The following is a 19,871-nucleotide window of genomic DNA, read 5'->3' as shown; positions in this document are numbered from 1 at the left end:
CGGATGCCCTGCTGTACTGGTGTGGTGCGAGACGACTCCAATGACACCGTGTCCCCGAAGGACCGATTTCTCACCGTCTACGGCCGCAAGCCGGTACTGGAGGCGCTCGGCGACCCGGCGCTGCACGTGGACAAGGTGATCCTCGCCGACACCGCCCGGGGCGAGGGCGCCGCCGCGATCCAGCGCGCCGCGCGGACCGCCGGGGTCCAGGTGCAGCGGGCCAGCGCGCACCGGGTGAAGGTGCTGGCAGGCAACGGCAAGCAGGACCAGGGCGTGCTGGCCGACGTGGTGGCGCCCCGGATGCGCCCGCTGACGGCCGCACTGTCCTCGGCGCCGCTGCCCGCCACGGTGCTGCTGCTCGACGGGATCACCACTCCGGCCAACGTCGGGATGATCCTGCGTACCGCGACCGCCGCCGGGATCGGCGGGGTGGTGGTCCCCCGGCGCGGGGTCGCGGCACTCGATCCGCTGGTCGTGAAGGCTTCGGCGGGAGTGGCGTTCCGGGCCCCGGTACTGCGGTGCGCGACCGCGGCCGAGGCCGCGGGCCTGCTCACCGACGCCGGTTACCGGCTCTACGGGCTCGGAGCCGCGGGCGGCGAAGCGCTGTTCCAGGCCGAACTGCCGGAACGGGCCGCGTTCGTGCTCGGCGGTGAAACCGCCGGGATCTCCCCCGAGGTCGCCGGCCTGCTGACCGGGCGGCTCACCATCCCGATGCCCGGCGAGGTCGAGTCGCTCAACGTGGCCGCGGCCGCGGCCGTGCTGTGCTTCGAGGTGGTCAGGCGGAAAACAGCACGCTGAGCTCGGCGAGCGTGCCGGGCACGGTGGTGTGGTGCACCCCCACCATGCCGGCGGCCACCGCCCCCGCCACGTTCGGCCGCGAATCGTCGACGAACACACAGGCCTCGACGGGCACCCCGAGCCGGGCCGCGGTCAGCAGGTAGACCCGCGCGTCCGGCTTGGCCACGCCGACCTCACCGGAGAAGACGAGTTCGTCGAAGTACCGGGCGAGCACGGTCGTCACGGTGCCGCCGCCGGGAGCGTTCGACAGCAGCGCCGTACGCACGCCCCGATTCCGCAACGCCTTGATGGCCTCGAACAACTCCCCCGCACCCGGGTCGGTCAGCACGCCCGCGTAGTCGACCACCAGCCCCATACCCACATCCACCAGACGACCCTACTGGCCAGCGGGTTTCACCGGTTCGGGGGCAGTTTGCCCGAATGGTCCCTCTCGTCCGCTCTTAACGGCGGAACGATCCGGACAACGGGGGGAATCGCATGCGGGCGTTGAAGCCGCTCAAACCGTACGAACCACTCGAACAAAGGGCCGCCCCCGCCGACCACGGCGGACAACTGGCCTTGGCACTGGGGCCTGGGCGCCGGGAGCAGCCGCGCGGCCATGACGGCGAGGACCACTCGGCACCCACCCAGATCCGAGCGGCGCTGGAGGCGATCCTCGACGCGCGCAGTGGACGGCGGCCGGTGAGCCAGTTGCAGGGCCTTACGCATCCGCGGCTGTACCGCAGGCTCGCGCTGCTGCCGCCCCTCAAGGAGGCCCGGTTCACGCTCAGGAGCCTGCGCGGCTGCCGCCTCTCGCCGAGGATCTACGAGGCGTGTGGCACCGCCCACACCCCTTCGCGCGCCTTCGCCGTCACCGCCCGGTTCGAGCGCACCGAAACCGGATGGCGGTGCACCTTCTTCGACCTCGTGCGCCCACGCCGTTCCCGGACCTGAGCACCGACCCCGCAGCCGGGCAGAACGCAGCAAGGTGGATTTGCTACGGATGGCCCGTAGCAAATCCACCTTGCTCAACATCACGGGACCACCAAGGGCGCCCCGGCGGGGCACCGGTCAGCGGTTGCCCTTCTTGCCCTTCTTCGCCTGGGCGCGGGCGGCGGCCCGCCGCTCGCGGCGCGAGCCGTCACCGGCGCCGGTCCGGGCCGCGGACTTGGCGGCCTCGCCCCGCGAAGCGACCCCGCCCTGTTCGGCGGGACCGGAGAAGGTCAGGCCCTGCTGCTCATGGCCGTTGCCGAGGCCCTTGCCGCGCAGCGCTGTCGGCACCGACTCGCGCGGCTCTTCCACCGCCGGCTGCGGCGGCGTCGGGTGCGCGTGCCGCCCTTCGGCGGGCGCGGCAGCAGCGGCGGGCACCGCCGACGCGGCCGGGGCCGTTGTCGGCTCCGCCACGGCCGCCTCGACCTGCAGGTTGAACAGGAAGCCGACGGCCTCCTCCTTCAGCGAGTCGAGCATCGCGGTGAACATCTCGAAGCCCTCGCGCTGGTACTCGATCAGCGGATCGCGCTGGGCCATCGCCCGCAGACCGATGCCCTCCTTGAGGTAGTCCATCTCGTAGAGGTGCTCGCGCCACTTCCGGTCGAGAACCGACAGCAGAACCTGCCGTTCGAGCTGGCGCATCGCGCCCTCGCCGACCTTCGCGTCGATTTCCGCCTCACGGCGTGCGTAGGCCTCCTGCGCGTCCGCGAGCAGTTGGTCGAGCAGGAACTCGGAGCTGAGGTCCTCGTCCTCCTCGACCAGTTGCTCCCAGGTGATCGACACCGGGTACAGCTGCTTCAGCGCGGTCCACAGCTTCTCGTGGTCCCAGTCCTCGGCGTAGCCGTCGGCGGTCGCACCCTCGACGTAGGCCGTCACCACGTCGGTCAGCATGTTGTGCATCTGCTCGCTGAGGTCCTCGCCCTCCAGCACACGGCGGCGCTCGGCGTAGATCACCTTGCGCTGCTCGTTCATGACCTCGTCGTACTTGAGGACGTTCTTGCGGATCTCCATGTTCTGCTGCTCGACCTGGGTCTGCGCGCTCTTGATCGCGCGCGAGACCATCTTGTGGTCGATCGGCTGGTCGTCGGGCAGGCGCATGGTGGTCATCACGCGCTCGACCATGGTGGCGTTGAACCGGCGCATGAGTTCGTCGCCCAGCGACAGGTAGAACCGCGACTCACCCGGGTCGCCCTGGCGGCCGGCGCGGCCGCGCAACTGGTTGTCGATACGGCGGGACTCGTGCCGCTCGGTGCCCAGCACGTACAGGCCGCCGGCGTCGCGCACCTCCTCGGCCTCGGCCTTCACCTCGGCCTTGACCTCTTCGAGCACGCTCGGCCACGCCGTCTCGTAGGCCTCCGAGTGCTCCACCGGGTCGAGGCCGCGCTCACGCAGCCGCTCGTCGGCGATGATGTCCGGGTTCCCGCCAAGCACGATGTCGGTACCGCGGCCCGCCATGTTGGTGGCCACCGTGACCGCGCCCTTGCGCCCGGCCCGCGCCACGATCAGCGCCTCACGATCGTGGTACTTCGCGTTCAGCACCTCGTGCGGCACGCCCCGCTTCACCAGCAGCTTCGACAGGTACTCGGACTTCTCGACGCTGGTGGTACCCACCAGCACCGGCTGCCCGGCCTCGTTGCGCTCGGCGATGTCGTCGGCGACGGCCTCGAACTTGGCCTCTTCGCTCTTGTAGATCAGGTCGGTCTGGTCCTTGCGGACCATCGCCCGGTTCGGCGGGATCGGCACCACGCCCAGCTTGTAGGTCTGGTGGAACTCGGCCGCCTCGGTCTCGGCGGTACCGGTCATGCCGGAAAGCTTGTCGTAGAGCCGGAAGTAGTTCTGCAGCGTGATCGTGGCGAGGGTCTGGTTCTCCGCCTTGATCTCGACGCCTTCCTTGGCCTCGATCGCCTGGTGCATGCCCTCGTTGTAGCGGCGGCCGTGCAGGATGCGCCCGGTGAACTCGTCCACGATGATCACTTCACCGTTGCGGACGATGTAGTCCTTGTCGCGCTTGTACAGCTCCTTGGCCTTCAGCGCGTTGTTCAGGTAGCCGACCAGCGGGGTGTTCGCGGCCTCGTACAGGTTGTCGATGCCGAGCTGGTCCTCGACGAAGGCGACACCCTTCTCGGTGACACCGACGGTGCGCTTGCGCTCGTCGACCTCGTAGTGCGCGTCCCGCTTCATCAGCGGCGACATGCGCGCGAACTCCAGGTACCAGCGCGCCGACTGCTCGGCCGGGCCGGAGATGATCAGCGGGGTGCGCGCCTCGTCGATGAGGATCGAGTCGACCTCGTCGACGATGGCGAAGTTGTGGCCGCGCTGCACGCAGTCGTCCAGCGTCCAGGCCATGTTGTCGCGCAGGTAGTCGAAGCCGAACTCGTTGTTGGTGCCGTAGGTGATGTCGGCGTGGTAGGCCTCGCGCCGCTGGTCGGGCGGCAGCTCGGACAGGATCGCGCCGACGGTGAGCCCGAGGAAGCGGTGCACGCGGCCCATCCACTCCGCGTCGCGGCGGGCCAGGTAGTCGTTCGTGGTGACCAGGTGCACGCCCTTGCCCGAGATCGCGTTCAGGTACGCGGGCAGCACCGAGGTCAGCGTCTTGCCTTCACCGGTCTTCATCTCCGCAACCTGGCCGAGGTGCAGCGCGGCGCCACCCATCAGCTGGACGTCGTAGTGCCGCTGGCCGAGCACCCTCCTGGCCGCCTCCCTGGCCACCGCGAAGGCCTCGGGCAACAGGGCGTCGAGCGACTCGCCGTCGTTGTGCCGCTGCCGGAACTCGTCGGTCTTCGCCCGCAGGTCTGCGTCGGAGAGGTCCTTCACCTCGTCTTCGAGGGAGTTGATGTGGTCGGCGATGTTGCGCAGCCGCTTGAGCATCTTGCCCTCGCCCGCGCGGAGCAGGCGGTTGAGAACCATCCGGTCGACCTCACTAGCTTCTCCGATGAGCGCCCAGGCGTGCCCCGGGCCATGCCGAACACGACCCCTCGTGCGGATCGCGCGCTGCCCCCATCGTAGGGAAGGAGGGTCCCGACGTGCACGCACGTCGGTGTTTAAACGACGAAAAGGCCCGTACGTGTCCCACGCACGGGCCTTTTCCACCAGGGCTCAGCCGAGTCTGATCACCCCGTAGTCGAAGCCCTTCCGCCGGTAGACGACGCTCGGCAGGTCGGCGTCGGCGTCATGGAAGAGATAGAAGTCGTGCCCGACCAGTTCCATCTCGTAGAGGGCCTGGTCGATGCTCATGGGTTTCGCGGGATGGTGCTTCTCGCGCACGACGCGACCGGGCTGGTAGTCGATCGCCTCGTCCCCTCGGGGCATGGGTAGGTCGAGTTCCGACGCGCTGGTCATCCCGGTGGCCAGTTCCGCCTCGGCGGGGGCCGGAGCCTCCAGCACGGCGGTGCGCGCGGCGGGCCTGCCGCCCGCGGCGGCGCCGGCGGCCACCTGCCCGGTGGCTTCGGCGACCGACTCGGGGCAACGGCGGCCGTAGTGCACACGGCGCCGGTCGTGCATCTTGCGCAGCCGGCCTTCCAGCTTGCTCACCGCGACGTCCAGGGCGGCGTAGAAGTCGCCCGCGGTGGCCTCCGCCCGAACCGCGGGTCCGCGGCCCCGCGCGGTGATCTCCACGCGCTGGCAGTTCTTGGCCTGCCGCCGGTTCGGTTCGTGGAAGAGCTCCACGTCGTAGTGGAAGACCTTCTTGTCGTAACGCTCCAGACGCTCGAGCTTGCTGCCCACGTGCGTCCGGTAGTGGTCGGGCACCTCCACGTTGCGACCTTTGACGACGATGTCCATACACGACCTCCCTCACTGCAAGGATGAGTTCGAGCTCTTCGGAGAATCGAAAGGGGCGCCGACGCCGCTCCGTGACGGAGAATTACGGTTCCGTCGGCCCCAGGGTCATCGGCTGTTCACCTCCCTGCCGCGGAATCGCTATAGCGCTGCACGTTAGCGGGGCCACGCCCGCCAAACCAGTCCCCGCGCCCGGGGGAGTACCGGGCCGGACGATCTTCACGATCGGTGTCCGCGACGACCGCCCCGCCACCGGCGGCAGCGGGAACCGCGGGCGGGCCAAGGTCACGAAAGCGTCTTCGCATCGGGCCGGTTTCCAGGACATCGGGCGCCGCGGAACGGGCCTGCCCGGCGCCTTCCGCGCTCCCGCCCAGCGGTGCGGTGGCGGTGGTTCTTCCGGGGACGGCCTCATGCCCGGACAACGGCCCCGGGGCCGCTGCCGTTCCCGAAATAATCACCTTTTCGGGTGAGCCGGGTGGGTCAGACGGCCGTGAGGGTGAGCACCAGAACGACCGGGAAACCGGACGTGACCAGTGCTCGGCCGCACGCCGCCGCGGTCACCCCCGTCGTCACCACATCATCAAGGAGGACCACGGGAGTGGAGCGCGGCGGCAGGCCCCGCGGGTCGAGCCGCAACCGCCCGGCGAGGTTCGCCGCGCGGCGCGCGCGGTCCAGCCCGACCGCGTCACGGGCCCCGGCCGCCAGGCGGAGCGCCGGCGCCACGGCCGCGCCGTGCCCCCGCGCCGCGAGCGCCGTCGCGCAGGCCCGGGCAAGGCGAGTCAGGTGGGGACCGCCGCGGACCCGGGAGGCGCTGCGCCGGGAGGGCACCGGGACCAGCCACCACGTTCCGTGACGATCAGGCCGGGCGGGCGGGAGCTCGGGCAGTACGGCGGCGAGGGCACCGCCGAGCGGCGGAGCCAGATCACGCCGTCCACGCTCCTTGTAGGCGAGCACCAAGCGGCGGGCGTGATCGCGATAGCGGGCGAGCGCGTAGACCGGTGCCAGTCCCGCCGTCGGTCCGCGCGGGACCGGCTCCGGACGGGAAAACCCGGCCAGGCACTCCGCGCAGCAGGCGGCTCCCGGAGTGCCGCAGCCCGCGCACACCGACGGCAACAGCAGATCCAGAACTTGTTTCCCCAGGCTCACGAGGCCATGATGCCGGTCCCCACCGACAGTTCCGCGCTGCCGCGAAAGTGCCGGTCAGCCGGGGTAGAAGGGGGCCACGTGGGAGCCGACGCTGTGCGGATGCGGGCGCCAGACCTCCCCGACGTCCGAGGCCGTCCACAGTCCCCCGGAGTCCGCGACCACGATCGGCCGTCCCGGCGCGGCGGTGATCGCGTACACCGGCGGGGTCAGGTTCGAACTGTTGAACGCGTCCAGCCGCAGCCCGTCGATCGGCACCTTCACCACCGGCTGGGAAGGCATGGTCGTGGCGGCCACGAGGCTGTCCTGGCTGAGCCAGTCCACATCCACCACACCGCTGAGCGCGCCCACCCCCAGGATCCGGGGACTGCGCAGCGTCACCGAATCCTGCGTGCGCACCACAGATGCGACCAGTAACTGCCCGTTGACCACCAGTGCGGCACGGGCGCCGTCCCGGGACAGGCGCAGCGCGCTGATCGAGCCGACCGCGAGCACCTCCTCGGCGTTGACCGCCTGCCCGGTCCACCCGCCGTCCGGGGTTCTCGCGACCCGCACGACCGACTGCCCGTCCACCACCGTCCACACCTCGCCCGCGGTGCCGTCGGCGGTCGTGGTGGGCCGCCACGTCGGCCGGGTCAGGGTGCCGCCGAACAGGTCCACCGGCTGCGCCTGCCCGCCGAACGGGCCGATCCGCAGTTGCTGCCTGCCGCCCAGGTTCTCCACGATCGCCAGCTGCTTGCCGTCGATCGACTGGGCGGCACTGGCCACCTGGTAGTTGCCCTGTCCGGCGGGGCCGGGGATCGGGGCCCCGTCGGCCAGGGACCGGATCCGGCCGCCGGAGGTCATCAACCCCGCCTGGTCCGCGCTCGGCGAGGCCAGTGAGGTGTAGGACGGCACGTCGGTGAACAGCCAGTCCTCATGGCCTTCCACCAGCGGCACGCCGTCGGACAACAGCCGGATGCGGTTGGTCGTCACCGCCTGCAACGACAGCACGATCTGGGCCGCGATCAGCTTCTTCGCCTCCGGGGTCTGGTCACCGACCCCGGCCAGCGGCACCACCAGCGCGCCGTCGGGGGTGTTGACCACGTTCCCCTCGATCGCGGCGTCCTCCGGCAGCGGATTGCGCACGGCGCCGACCAGCTGGTCCGACGGCCCGGCCAGCAGCAGCGACATCACGCGCGCGGGCAGTCCCGACTGCGGTTTACCCGCCACATACCGCAGGTCCGGCACGATCGTGGTGGAGTCCGGGGCGAAGAAGTAGATCGGCACGCGCACGTAGTTGGCGGTGAAATCGCTGTAGGGCACCACCATGCCCGCGGGTGGGTTCACGATGCGCCACTGGCCGTCGGTCTGCTTGCGCACCAGCAGCTTCAGCTCGTAGGTGCTCCGGGACGGGATGAAGGAGCTGTCCGCGTCGAGGGTGCCCAGCGCCGTCCCCCGCACGACGACCACCACGTCGTTCGGGCCGGCGGGCTGGTCGCCCCCCGTCGCGTACACGGTGTTGAACTGGTCCTCGATCACGTTCATGACCTTCGACGGCTGCCACGACTTGACCGCGGCGTCGTCGAGGTACATGCGGGCCGCCGCGTTGTTGCCGATCGGCTGGGCGCTGGCGCGGACGAAGTCGCGCACGATGGTCAGCGGGTCGAGGTCATGCGGGGGCTGCTGGAGATCCGGGTTGGTGATCTGCCCGAGTTCCTGCTGCGGCACCGCGGCGGGCTGCGACTCATCGGGCAGCGTGGCGCAGCCCGCCACGAGCAGGACCCCCACCAGTGCCGCCAGCAGGCGAACCACGGTGGTTCGGCGTGTCCGGTTCACCCGACGTCCTCCTTGCGGAGCTCGGCAAAGGTGATCGTGTAGTCGGCACCGGAACCGATGTTCGCGGCCCCGGAGGAAACCGCGTCGGCCGGGACCAGCGGCAGCGGGCTCTCCTCGAACGGCTCCCCCTGACGCCGGGGCAGGACCAGCCGGAAGCAGGCTCCCTGGCCGGGCGCACCCCAGGCCGCCAGCTGCCCGCCGTGCAGCCGCGCGTCCTCGTGGCTGATCGCCAGGCCCAGCCCGGTTCCGCCGGTGCGCCGGTTGCGTGAGGGGTCCGCCCGCCAGAACCGGTTGAACACGAGATCGGCCTCGCCGGGGCGCAGGCCCACGCCGTAGTCGCGCACGGTGATCGCGACCGCGTGCTCGGTGGCGCGCAGGGTGACCCGCACCGGGCGGCCCTCGCTGTGGTCGACCGCGTTGGCCAGCAGGTTCCGCAGGATCCGTTCGACGCGGCGCGCGTCGATCTCGGCAGGCGTCTCCTCCTCGGGCAGGTCGAGCTCGATCTCGCTGCCCGCGTTGCCCGCCAGCACCCGGACCTGTTCGACCGCCCGGCGCGCGACCGGCGCCACGTCGATCACTTCCGCCGCCAGCTCCTCGACCCCGGCGTCCAGCCTGCTGATCTCGAGCAGGTCCCCGAGCAGCGCTTCGAACCGGTCCAGCTCGTCCACCAGCAACTCGGTGGAGCGGGCCAGCCCGGCCGGGAACTGCTCGCGCGAGGCGTGCAGGACGTCCGCCGCCATCCGCACCGTGGTCAGCGGGGTCCGCAGCTCGTGGGAGACGTCCGAGGTGAACCGCCGTTGCAGCGTGCCGAACTCCTCGAGCTGCCGGATCTGCCGCTGGATGCTCGCCGCCATCTCGTTGTACGACACGGCAAGGCGGGACAGATCGTCCTCGCCGGTCACCGGGAGCCGTTCATCCAGCTCCCCGCCCGCGAACCGGGCCGCCGCGGCGGCCGCCTGCCGCACCGGCCGCACCACCTGGCGGGTGACCAGGTTGCTGATGCCTGCCAGCAGCACCAGCAGCACGAGCCCCCCGACCAGCATCGTGTTCTGCACCGTGGTCAGCGTGTTCTGCTCGGCCGTCATGGGGAACAGCAGGTAGAGCTGGATCGGACGGCCGGTGCTGGTGACGGGCGCGCCGACCATCAGGTACGTGGTGCGCGTGCCGTTGTCGTCCACCGTGTGGATCTGGTGGGCCACCTGGTTCGCCTCGGCGAAGCGCTGCAGCCCTTCGGGCACCTTCCAGATCGGCCCGGCCGAGTCGGTGGAATTGCTGCCGCCCGCGGTGAGCACCGGTTCGAAGGCGCCCGCGGCCGAGGAGCCCGACCCGTCGTCGGTGGAGCTGCTCGTGATCTTCCTGACCACGTTCTGCAGGCGGTCGGGCAGCGCGTCCTGATCGCTGATGCCGACCAGTTCCTTCTGCGCCGTCGCCACCACCTGCAGGGTCTGCGCGATCGCGGCCTGCTGCTTGGTCTCGGTCAGCCTGCTGGTGATCTGGTGCTGCAGCACCATGCCCAGGATGAACACCACCGACGAGGACAGCGCGAGCGTGGACACCGTGACCCGGAACTGGAGCGAACGCCGCCACAGCACACCGCCCGCGACCATCCGGCCGCGGGCGTAGCCGCCGACGCGACGGGCCAGGCGCACCAACCGGACCACCAGGTCCCTCAGCCGCGGCTTCATCCCACCGCCACCGCGCAGGCGAACGAGCGCAGGCGGACAGGCGGGACGAACGGTACCCCCGCGCGTCCCGCACCCGGCCTGCGTACCAAGGTCACGTTGTCCACGTCATGCTTTCTTACGGGGGACCCGCCTTGTATCCAACGCCGCGTACGGTCAGGACGACCTCGGGATGCTCGGGATCCTTCTCCACCTTCGACCGCAGCCGCTGCACGTGCACGTTGACCAGGCGGGTGTCGGCGGCGTGCCGGTATCCCCACACCTGCTCGAGCAGGACCTCGCGGGTGAACACCTGCCGCGGCTTGCGCGCCAGCGCGACGAGCAGGTCGAACTCCAACGGCGTGAGCGGGATCGCCTTGCCCTCGCGCGTGACCTCGTGGCCCGGCACGTCGATGGTGAGATCACCGATGGTCAGTGATTCGGCGGGCTCCGCCTCGGTCCGGCGCAACCGGGCACGCACCCTGGCGACCAGTTCCTTCGGCTTGAAGGGCTTGACGACGTAGTCGTCCGCCCCGGACTCGAGGCCGAGCACGATGTCGACGGTGTCGCTCTTGGCGGTCAGCATCACGATGGGTACGCCCGATTCGGCCCGGATCGCCTTGCAGACGTCGATCCCGTTCATGCCGGGCAGCATCAGGTCCAGCAGGACCAGGTCGGGTTTGAGCTCCCGCAGTGCGGGCAGCGCCCGGGAGCCGTCGGCCACGACAGCGGTATCGAAACCCTCCCCGCGCAGCACGATGGTGAGCATCTCCGCGAGCGCGGGGTCGTCGTCGACCACCAAGACACGTGCCTTCATGACCACATATTCGCACTTGGGACACCGTTCGTGACGCCCGGCCCGGTTTCGGCAGGCGAGATCGACGGCCCTTAGCCCGGATGGACGAGCCACCGGCTCAGTTCGGCGGGGTCGAAAGCGGCCGTGCCGTCCACGACCCGCCACTCCGACAGCCAGGATTCCCCCGCCAGCTCGTCGTACACGTGGGCGCACCGGGCCTGGAGCGCGTCGTCGGATTCGAAGGAGTCCTTCGCCCGGTCCGATTCGGACCGGGCACGGTGCTCGGCCCGCGCGGCGGCCACCTCGGGGGTGACCCGCAGCAGGAGCTGGAGGTCCGGCACCGGCAGGCCGAACCGGTCGATCTCCAGTTCCTTCAACCAGGCGACGAACTCGCCGTGTGCGTCCTGATGCAGGCGGGCGGCCCCGTAGGCGGCATTGGACGACACGTAGCGGTCGAGCAGCAGCACGTCGTGGCGTTCGAGGGCGCCCGTGATCTCGCCCAGGGCGCCCCGCCGGTCGAGGGCGTAGAGCATCGCCATGCCGTAGACCGAGTCGGCGAGGTCACCATGACCGCGATGCAGCGCCTCGCGCACCAGATCCGCGTACACACTGCGGCCGTAGCGGGGGAAGGCGAGCGTCGCGACGCTCGCACCCTGCGCGTGCAACGCCTTCGTCAGCCCCTCGGACAGGGTGCGCTTGCCCGCCCCGTCCAGCCCTTCGATGACCACGAGTCGACCCACGGCCCCAGAGATTACGGGTCTGCCCGCGACGGTCGCGGGCAGACCCAGCGCCTGCGTCAGAGTGCCGCTTCGCTACGAGCCCGGGGTCAGTAGCGGTAGTGGTCGGGCTTGAAGGGGCCTTCGACGTCGACGTCGATGTACTCGGCCTGCTCCTTGGTCAGCTTGGTCAGCTCGCCGCCCAGCGCCTGCAGGTGGATGCGGGCGACCTTCTCGTCCAGCTTCTTGGGCAGCCGGTAGACCTCCTTGTCGTACTCCTCGTGCTTGGTGAACAGCTCGATCTGCGCGATCACCTGGTTGGAGAAGCTGTTCGACATCACGAAGCTCGGGTGCCCGGTCGCGTTGCCCAGGTTCAGCAGCCTGCCCTCGGACAGCACCAGGATCGAGTGCCCGTCCGGGAAGACCCACTCGTCCACCTGGGGCTTGATGTTCACCCGCCGGATGCCCGGGTAGCGGGTCAGCCCGGCCATGTCGATCTCGTTGTCGAAGTGACCGATGTTGCCCACGATCGTCTGGTGCTTCATCCGCGCCATGTGCTCGACCAGCACCACGTCCTTGTTACCGGTCGTGGTGATGATGATGTCGGCCTCCGGCAGCGCCGATTCGAGCGTCTTGACCTGGTAGCCGTCCATCGTCGCCTGGAGGGCGCAGATGGGGTCGATCTCCGTCACGACCACCCGGGCCCCTTGCCCGGACAGCGATTCCGCAGCACCCTTACCGACATCGCCGTAGCCGCAGACGACCGCGACCTTGCCGCCGATGAGCACATCGGTGCCCCGGTTGATGCCGTCGATCAGCGAGTGCCGGATGCCGTACCGGTTGTCGAACTTCGACTTCGTCACCGCGTCGTTGACGTTGATGGCCGGGAAGAGCAGCTCGCCCGCGGCCGCGAGCTGGTACAGCCGCAGCACACCGGTCGTGGTCTCCTCGGTGACACCGCGGATGCCCTCGCCGATCGCGGTCCACTTGCCCGGCGAGGCCGCGAGCGACTCGCGCAGCAGCTCGAGGAAGACCTTCCACTCCTCCGAGTCGTCGTCCTCGGGGGTGGGCACCACGCCGGCCTTCTCGTACTGCGTGCCCCGGTGCACCAGCATGGTCGCGTCGCCACCGTCGTCGAGGATCATGTTCGGGCCCTCACCCTCCCAGGTCAGCGCCCGCTCCGTGCACCACCAGTACTCCTCGAGCGACTCGCCCTTCCACGCGAACACCGGCACGCCGCCAGGCGCCTCGGCCGTCCCGTGCGGCCCCACCACGACCGCGGCCGCGGCGTGGTCCTGGGTGGAGAAGATGTTGCAGGACGCCCACCGGACCTCGGCACCGAGGGCGACGAGGGTCTCGATCAGCACCGCCGTCTGCACCGTCATGTGCAGCGAGCCCGACACGCGCGCCCCCCGCAGGGGGTACACCTCCGCGTACTCCCGCCGCAACGCCATCAGCCCCGGCATTTCGTGCTCGGCCAGCCGGATCTCCTTGCGGCCGAAGTCGGCCAGCTCGAGATCGGCCACGGCGAACTCCACACCGTTACGAGTGTCGTGCCGCTTGGCAACGCTTTCGGGGGTCATCAGGCATTTCCTCCATGAATCGGCGACACCTGAACAGTACCGTTGTCCGTTCCGCAGCGAACAACCGCGAAATGAGGAGGCGTCCCCGTGCCGATCCCCGGCCCCGAGACCCGAGTCGTCGAGTTGCGCGTGCCGGGCTTCACCGGGACGACCGGGGAGTCCCTGCTGGACACGGTCAACACGGTGGAGGTCGCGGGGGACGGGCTCGGCCGGGTGATCCGCCCGTCCGACCGGCTGCGCCGACCGGCGCCGGGCCCGGTTCTGCGCGCGCTGGGCCGCTCCGTGCCGCGCACCCTCGAAGGGTACCTGTGGAGCGGGATGACCTCGGGCGGAGCGGCGAAGGCGGCCTGGGCGCTGCTGTTCCCCTTCTCACTGGCGAACGTGGCGCACTGGATGCTGCCCCCGGTCCCCGAGGGCAGCCGGTTCGCGGCCGCGCTGGGCGGGGCGTGCCGGGGCCTGCTGCGGATGGCGGCACTGCTGCTCACCATGCTGCTGGTCGGGCAGCTCGCGGTGATCGCGCTCGACCTGTTCGCCTCGCAGTGCCTGGCCCCCGGGTCGCACTGCCTGCCTGTGGTGCCGGAAAAGTTGCGCGAGCCGCCGGTGCTGCGGGTGGCCGCAGGCCTGCTGCCACTGCTGCTGGTGATCTTCGTGCTGTACCGGATCTCGGGCAGCAACTGGACGGTGACCTCGGCCGACGTCGCGCCCCACAGCGACACGCTGCCCGGGGACGCGGTGCGCGGCGGGGCCGATTCGCCGGTGCTGCGGTGCCTGCACACGGTGGCGGCGCTGGCCACGGTCGCGCTGCTGGCGCTGGGCGGCCCGCTGCGCCCGCCGGAGGACCCGCCTCGGCTTGGCCTGTGGATCTGCGCGCTCGCGCTGGTGCTGGCGGCGCTGCTCACCGCGGCTACCGGCGTTCGAGAAGTGCCGAAGGGAGCCCGCCGCGGCCTGCTCGGGTTCGCCTGGCTGGTGGGCCTGGCGGTGCTCGCGCTCAAACCCCGCCTGCCCGCCGGTTCGGACGCGACGGTGCAGGCGATCGGCGCCGCCCTGCTGGCGGTCTCCGTGCTGTTCTCGCTCCTGCTCGTGCCCGCCGCCCTGTTCGCGCGCCGCACCTGGCGCACCCTGCCCCGGCGGTTGCGGCCGTGGCTGGGCGGCTGGGCCGCCGCCCCCGCGCTGGCGCTGGCGGTGCTGCTCGGCGGCGGGTTCGGCGCGGGGCTGGCGATCGCGCTGCGCCGCCTGTCCGGCGCGTCCTCGCTGCGCCTGCCCGACAGCTACCGCCCGGTGACCATGCTGTGGGGGGCGGGCCTGGTCCTCGCACTGGCGCTCGGCCTGCTCGGGTTCGCGATCGCGGTGCCGTGGCGGCGACGGCGGCAAGGGGTGCCGGACATCGTGCGCCTGCTCCAGGACAACCCGGCCGAGCACAAGCGCGCCGCCGCGGCCTGGGCCCGGTCCGCCTGGGAACGGCGGCATCTGCACCACCTCGCGGTCGGCGTGGTGGCGGGCATGTCGCTGGGGGCGGCCGCGCTGCTTGTCGCCCGGTTCGTGCTGCACGCCGTCCCGCACTGGCTCGACCCGCTGTCCGCGGCCGGGGTGTTCGCGCTCGGCACGATGGCGGCGGGCCTGCTGCGCGTGGTGTACACGGCGGCCACGAAACCCGGGCGCAACCGCCACCTCGGTGCCCTCGCCGATCTGGTCTGCTTCTGGCCCCGGGCGGCGCACCCGGCGGTTCCGCCGTGCTACGCGCTCAAGGTGGTGCCCGAACTCGCGGCGCGCGCGAAGGAGCACCTCGCCGAGCGCAACACGCGCGTGGTGCTGTGCGGGCACAACGTGGGCAGCCTGCTCGCACTCATCGCCACGGCCCGGTTGGTGCACGGCCTGCCCCCGGCCGACCGCGAACGGGTCGGCCTGCTCACGGTCGGTTCACCACTGCAGTGGGGTTACCAGCGCGCCTTCCCCGCCGTGCTGCCCCACCAGTCGCTGGCGGCCCTGTTCGGCAGGCTGGACGGCCGGTGGCGCGCCCTGGCCCGCGGCACGGACATCTTCGGGGGCGGCGTGACCAGCTGGCGGCACAAGATCGCGGCGGGCAGGCTGCTCGGCTTCGGCTACCTGCCCGACGGCGGGGTCGGGCCGCTCGACGCCGCCGAGGAGAGCCCGAGTGGCGCGCTCGTGCTCGGCGGCGACCACTGGCTGCCCGATCCCCTGCGGATCCCGCCGGAGACCCGGCGCTGGGTGCCGGGGGTACTGGGGCACAACGACTACGAGGCCGATCCGGAGTGGGACCGGGCGGTGGCGATGGCGGCGGGGCTGGAATTCCCCGGCCGCGCATCGCGGCCCTTCGGCGAGCAGGTGCCGCTCTTCGGGGACCACCAGCAGGGGCCCGGCCCCGAAGCGGGCCCGCACCCGCCCCATCAGACCAGCTGGCGATCCAGGTCCGGTTCCAGGTAGATCAGCCGCGCCGCGGGCACCTTGGCCCGCACCCGTGCCTCGGCCTCGTCGATGGCACGGGCGATCTCCGCGAGTTCGAGGTTCGGGCGCAGTGCGAGCTTCGCCGCGACGAGCATCTCCTCCGGCCCCAGGTACTGGGTCCGGATGTGGATCACCCGCTCGACGCTGCCACCACCGGTCAGTTCGGCGACGATCGTGGCGAGCTCCTGCTCGGTGGCGCCCTCGCCGATCAGCAGGCTCTTCATCTCCACGATCAGGATGATCGCGATGATCCCGAGCAGGACGCCGATCATGATGGTGCCGATGCCGTCCCAGACCGGGTCGCCGGTGAGCACCGACAGGCCCACGCCGAGGAGCGCGAACACCAGGCCGACCAGGGCGCCGGTGTCCTCCAGCAGCACGACCGGCAGCTCCGGGGTGCGCGACTGGCGGATGAAGCCCCACCACGACGCCTCACCCTTGAGCTCGCGGGACTCGCCCATGGCGGTGAAGAAGCTGTAGCCCTCCAATGCGATCGCCACCACCAGGATGAGCACCGCGACCAGCGGGGTGCTCAGCGGCTCCGGGTGCTCGACCTTGTGGATGCCCTCGTACAGCGCGAACGCCGAACCAAGGGTGAACAGCATGAGCGCCACGACGAACGAGTAGAAGTACCGATCGCGGCCGAAGCCGAACTGGTGGACCTTGGTCGCCGCGCGCCGGGATGTCCGGCCGCCGAGGAGCAGCAGTCCCTGGTTGGAGGTGTCGGCCAGCGAGTGCACGGACTCGGCGAGCATCGAGGACGATCCGGTGAACAGGAAGCCGACCAACTTCGCGACGGCGATACCGGCGTTGGCGCCCAGCGCCGCGAGGATCGCTTTGGTTCCACCGCTTGCCGACACGCTGAACTCCCTTGAGCTATCCCGATTTGTCGGTTTGCAGCCTACGGGGAGGGAGCCGGTCAGCGTAGCAGCGGGAGGCCTCCGACCAGTTTGTCGATCTTGTTCCGCGGGCCGACCAGGCTGATCGCGTAGTAGCTGAGTTCTTCGGCGGGAGTCGAACCGAGTGTTTCGGCGTACTCCTCGTAGGACCGGCTGGCCTGCGCGTGCTTCGACATCCCGGCGACGAAGATCCCCTCCCGGGTCCTGGCCTTGGCGTGCAGGGCCCGCACCTTTTCGGCGTCCGCGCCCAGGATGGGGCAGCCGCACCACGGCAGGCCGGCGTGCGACTGCCCGGAACCGTCGGCCACCTCGCCGCCGAGGAGACCGGGAAGCGCGGCACCGACCGCGGCCCCGAGGCAGGCCGTGGCATTGGCGACCAGGCCGGGGCCGAGCGACTGGTCGGCGACGATCACCCACTTCACCCGCGCGGTCCGGGTGGTCACTCCCCCCTGAACGTCCTCCGCCAGAAGCGCCAGGATGTCCTGATGTGCTGTGCTCATAGCACGAGAAGCTAGGCATAGATCGGAGAAGTTTCCATCTGCTCCGAATTTTGTTCGGCGAAAGGGCGGCTATGGCCGAGTTGGACGAACTAGATCAGGCGCTCCTGCGGGAACTGCAGCGCGACGCACGACGGACCAATCGCGAACTGGCCGCCGCGACGGGCGTCTCCCCGTCGACCTCGCTGGAACGCGTGCGCTCGATGCGCGACCGCGGCGTCATCCGCGGCTTCCTGCTCGACCTCGATCTCGCCGAGATCGGCCGCCCCGTGCAGGCCCTGATCGCGGTGCGCATCCGGCCGCCGTCCCGGCCGGTGATCGAGGCCTTCCGGGAGTGGGTGGCGCTGCTGCCGGAGACCGTCGGCGTGTTCGTCGTCTCCGGCGGCGAGGACTTCCTGGTGCACGTCGCCGTTCCGGACAACGACAGCCTCTACGCCTTCGTCATCGACCGGCTCACCCAGCGGCCGGAGGTCGCCGACGTGCGCACGAGCGTGGTGTACGAGCACATCCGTAGCAGAGTGATCGAGCCCACAGCAACCAAATGGACCCGATAGGCGTCCTAGTCTTCCTTTTCTCCTCCCGGACAGAAGAAGGCTGCAAATGGTGCGATTCGGCGTGCTGGGGCCGCTCAGGATCGAAGGCGACAGCATCCGCCTCCGCGGTGAGCGCCAGCGCTCCCTGCTGGCGATGCTGCTGTTCCGCGCCAACCAGGACGTGCCGGTCGCGCAACTCGTCGACGCGCTGTGGACCGGGGTGCCGCCGAAGTCGTACACCTCGAACCTGCACACCTACGTCTCCCGTTTGCGGGAGCGGCTCGACGGCGCCCGGATCGACCACACCCAGCACGGCTACCGGCTGCGGATCGATCCGCGCGACCTCGACCTGCTGGTGTTCCGCGCCGAGGCCGAGGAGGGCAGGAGGGCGGCGAAGGCCAGGGACCCGGAACGGGCGGTCAAGCACCTGCGGCGGGCGCTGGCCCAGTGGCGCGGTCATCCGCTCACCGATCTGGACCTGCCCCAGCTGGGCGGCGAGGCGAGCAGGCTGGAGGCCGAACGCCTCGCCGTGCTGGACGACTGCCTCGAGGCGGAGCTGGCCCTCGGGCGGCACGCGGAGGTGGCGGGCGAACTGGAGGCACTGCTGGCCGAGAACCCGCTCCGCGAGCGAACCGCCGCCCAGCTGATGATCGCCCTCCAGCGGTCCGGCAGGCAGGCCGACGCGCTCGCGGTGTACACCCGCACGCGCACCACCCTGATCGAGGAACTGGGGGTGGAACCGGGCGCGGTGCTGCGCCGCAGCCATGCCGCCGTGCTCCGCGGTGAGGAAGGCGAGCAACACCGCGCCCCGGTGCCGTGGCCGATCTGCCAGCTCCCGCCCGATCTCCCCGACTTCGCCGGCCGTGAGGAGGAGTCCGACGAGCTGGCCCGGCTGCTGACCGGACCCGGCATGCCGCTGACCGTGCTGTCCGGCCAGCCGGGGGTCGGCAAGTCGACACTGGCGGTGCGGGTGGCGCACCGCCTGCGGAAGGCGTTTCCGGACGGGCAGCTGTTCATCACGCTCAACGGTTCGGCCGCACCCCGCGACACCGCCGCCGTGCTCGGGGACGTGTTGCGCGCGCTGGGGGTCGGCGGATCGGCTCTTCCCGACGACGTACACGCCAGGGCGGCCGCGTACCGCGGCCTGCTCACCGATCGCCGCGTGCTCGTCGTCCTGGACGACGCGACCGACGCCGCGCAGGTGCGCTCCCTGCTTCCCGGGACCCCGGGCTGCGCGGTGCTGGTCACCAGCAGGCGGCGCCTCAGCGCGCTGGAGGGCGCGCGCCGCACCCAGCTGGGCCCGCTGAGCGACGCCGAAGCGGGCGAGCTTCTCGGCCGGATCGCGGGTGCCGAGCGGGTGGCGGGTGAGCGGAACGCGGCCGCCCGCATCGCCGCGGCCTGCGGAAACCTCCCGCTGGCGCTGCGCATCGCGGGGATCCGGCTGGCGCTGCGTCCCCACCTGGCGCTCTCGGTGCTCGCCGACCGGCTGGAGGACCGGCTGCGGCGGCTCGACGAACTGGCGATCAGCGACCTCCAGTTGCGCGGCAGCATCGACCTGAGCTACCAGGCGCTCTCGCCCGGGGCACGGCGCGCCCTGCGTGCGATCACCCGCTGCCGCCTCACCGACCAGCCGGCCTGGGCGGTCACCGCCCTGATCAACGTGCCCGAAGCGGAAACCCTGATCGAGGAGCTGGTGGAGGCCGGGCTGCTGGTCCCCCACGGCGCCGACGCCACGGGCGAGTCCCGCTACCGGCTGCACGACATGGTGCGCGTGTTCGCCGACGAACTCGGGGCCGTCCTCGATTCCCGAGAGGACCGCATCGCCTCCATCGGAAGACTCACCGACGCCGCGATCGGCCTCGCCGACACGGCCGCCCGGCGCCTGGAAGACGACGGCTGGCCGCCACCGGCCGGGGAGGTGCCACCGCAACCCCTGCCCCGGGAGGTGGTGGCCAGGCTCGTGGCCGATCCGGAGGCGTGGTTCGCCACCGAACGCACCAACCTGCTCATCGCGGTCGGTGCCATCGCCGCGGCGGGATGGCCCGACAAGGCCCGAGCCCTGATGGACCGCCTCGCCATCCACCTCCGGCGCCACGGCCACCACGCCGACCTGCGCGCCGGTTACGCCGCACTGGCTCATAACGCGAAGTAGCCGGCTTCCCCACCCCCAGCGGGGAAGCCGGCTCCGAATTCACCGAAGGCTCCCGCCTTCTCCACC

Annotated in this window: 16 protein-coding genes; 5 read left to right on the top strand and 11 right to left on the bottom strand. The window is 71.0% G+C overall.

The features are described from left to right. Positions 1-3: 3 nt before the first annotated feature. Positions 4-798, top strand: coding sequence for a TrmH family RNA methyltransferase (locus tag ORV05_RS02885; protein WP_268756900.1), 795 nt, complete (start codon positions 4-6; stop codon positions 796-798). Here the strand turns inward: ORV05_RS02885 and ORV05_RS02880 are convergent. Then, entirely contained in the window at positions 776-1,153 is a 378-nt protein-coding gene (locus ORV05_RS02880; RefSeq protein WP_407652767.1) for an HAD family hydrolase, read from the bottom strand. The genes ORV05_RS02885 and ORV05_RS02880 overlap by 23 nt on opposite strands. Before the next feature lie 122 nt (positions 1,154-1,275). Here ORV05_RS02880 and ORV05_RS02875 point away from each other — a divergent pair, with 122 nt between their 5' ends. Continuing rightward, positions 1,276-1,731 carry an Rv3235 family protein gene (locus tag ORV05_RS02875; protein WP_268756899.1) on the top strand — a complete coding sequence of 152 codons (456 nt, stop codon included), beginning with the start codon at positions 1,276-1,278 and terminating at the stop codon, positions 1,729-1,731. A 117-nt stretch (positions 1,732-1,848) separates the two neighbouring features. Here ORV05_RS02875 and secA read toward each other — a convergent pair whose 3' ends face one another. The 8 genes from secA to ahcY all read right to left on the bottom strand — a co-directional run bounded on the left by secA (position 1,849) and on the right by ahcY (position 13,261). After that, positions 1,849-4,674 carry a preprotein translocase subunit SecA gene (secA, locus tag ORV05_RS02870; protein WP_268756898.1) on the bottom strand — a complete coding sequence of 942 codons (2,826 nt, stop codon included), beginning with the start codon at positions 4,672-4,674 and terminating at the stop codon, positions 1,849-1,851. A 189-nt stretch (positions 4,675-4,863) separates the two neighbouring features. Then, the gene (hpf, locus tag ORV05_RS02865) at positions 4,864-5,547 is read right to left on the bottom strand and encodes a ribosome hibernation-promoting factor, HPF/YfiA family (protein WP_268756897.1); all 684 of its coding nucleotides are present in this window, start codon (positions 5,545-5,547) and stop codon (positions 4,864-4,866) included. A 477-nt stretch (positions 5,548-6,024) separates the two neighbouring features. Next, a complete protein-coding gene (locus ORV05_RS02860; RefSeq protein WP_268759667.1) occupies positions 6,025-6,684 on the bottom strand; it encodes a ComF family protein in 660 nt (219 codons plus the stop codon). A 60-nt stretch (positions 6,685-6,744) separates the two neighbouring features. Further along, positions 6,745-8,505 carry an LpqB family beta-propeller domain-containing protein gene (locus ORV05_RS02855; RefSeq protein WP_268756896.1) on the bottom strand — a complete coding sequence of 587 codons (1,761 nt, stop codon included), beginning with the start codon at positions 8,503-8,505 and terminating at the stop codon, positions 6,745-6,747. Continuing rightward, complete coding sequence (mtrB, locus tag ORV05_RS02850; RefSeq protein WP_268756895.1) at positions 8,502-10,190, bottom strand: MtrAB system histidine kinase MtrB; 1,689 nt, start codon at positions 10,188-10,190, stop codon at positions 8,502-8,504. The genes ORV05_RS02855 and mtrB overlap by 4 nt, the downstream gene beginning before the upstream one ends. 115 nt (positions 10,191-10,305) lie before the next feature. Then, on the bottom strand, positions 10,306-10,983 hold the full coding sequence (mtrA, locus tag ORV05_RS02845; protein WP_144584960.1) for an MtrAB system response regulator MtrA: 678 nt from the start codon (positions 10,981-10,983) through the stop codon (positions 10,306-10,308). Between the two features lie 71 nt (positions 10,984-11,054). Then, positions 11,055-11,702 carry a dTMP kinase gene (locus tag ORV05_RS02840; protein WP_268756894.1) on the bottom strand — a complete coding sequence of 216 codons (648 nt, stop codon included), beginning with the start codon at positions 11,700-11,702 and terminating at the stop codon, positions 11,055-11,057. 86 nt (positions 11,703-11,788) lie between these two features. After that, on the bottom strand, positions 11,789-13,261 hold the full coding sequence (gene ahcY, locus ORV05_RS02835) for an adenosylhomocysteinase (RefSeq protein WP_268756893.1): 1,473 nt from the start codon (positions 13,259-13,261) through the stop codon (positions 11,789-11,791). Positions 13,262-13,354: 93 nt separating this feature from the next. Here ahcY and ORV05_RS02830 point away from each other — a divergent pair, with 93 nt between their 5' ends. Next, positions 13,355-15,703, top strand: a complete 2,349-nt coding sequence (locus ORV05_RS02830) for a hypothetical protein (protein ID WP_268759666.1) — start codon at positions 13,355-13,357, stop codon at positions 15,701-15,703. Here the strand turns inward: ORV05_RS02830 and ORV05_RS02825 are convergent. After that, a complete protein-coding gene (locus tag ORV05_RS02825; protein ID WP_268756892.1) occupies positions 15,667-16,584 on the bottom strand; it encodes a cation diffusion facilitator family transporter in 918 nt (305 codons plus the stop codon). The genes ORV05_RS02830 and ORV05_RS02825 overlap by 37 nt on opposite strands. 59 nt (positions 16,585-16,643) lie before the next feature. Continuing rightward, positions 16,644-17,123 carry a DUF2000 domain-containing protein gene (locus ORV05_RS02820; protein ID WP_268756891.1) on the bottom strand — a complete coding sequence of 160 codons (480 nt, stop codon included), beginning with the start codon at positions 17,121-17,123 and terminating at the stop codon, positions 16,644-16,646. Positions 17,124-17,194: 71 nt separating this feature from the next. Here ORV05_RS02820 and ORV05_RS02815 point away from each other — a divergent pair, with 71 nt between their 5' ends. Together ORV05_RS02815 and ORV05_RS02810 are read left to right on the top strand one after the other, a co-directional pair. After that, on the top strand, positions 17,195-17,674 hold the full coding sequence (locus tag ORV05_RS02815) for an Lrp/AsnC family transcriptional regulator (RefSeq protein ID WP_268756890.1): 480 nt from the start codon (positions 17,195-17,197) through the stop codon (positions 17,672-17,674). 46 nt (positions 17,675-17,720) lie between these two features. Beyond that, complete coding sequence (locus ORV05_RS02810) at positions 17,721-19,805, top strand: AfsR/SARP family transcriptional regulator (protein ID WP_268756889.1); 2,085 nt, start codon at positions 17,721-17,723, stop codon at positions 19,803-19,805. The last annotated feature ends 66 nt before the right edge of the window (positions 19,806-19,871 follow it).

Origin of the sequence: Amycolatopsis cynarae (assembly GCF_026802195.1) — a bacterium.
Taxonomy (GTDB): Bacteria; Actinomycetota; Actinomycetes; order Mycobacteriales; family Pseudonocardiaceae; genus Amycolatopsis_E; species Amycolatopsis_E rhizosphaerae.
Note: the sequence above shows the minus strand (reverse complement) of the source record. Positions and strands in the feature narration are given on the sequence as shown.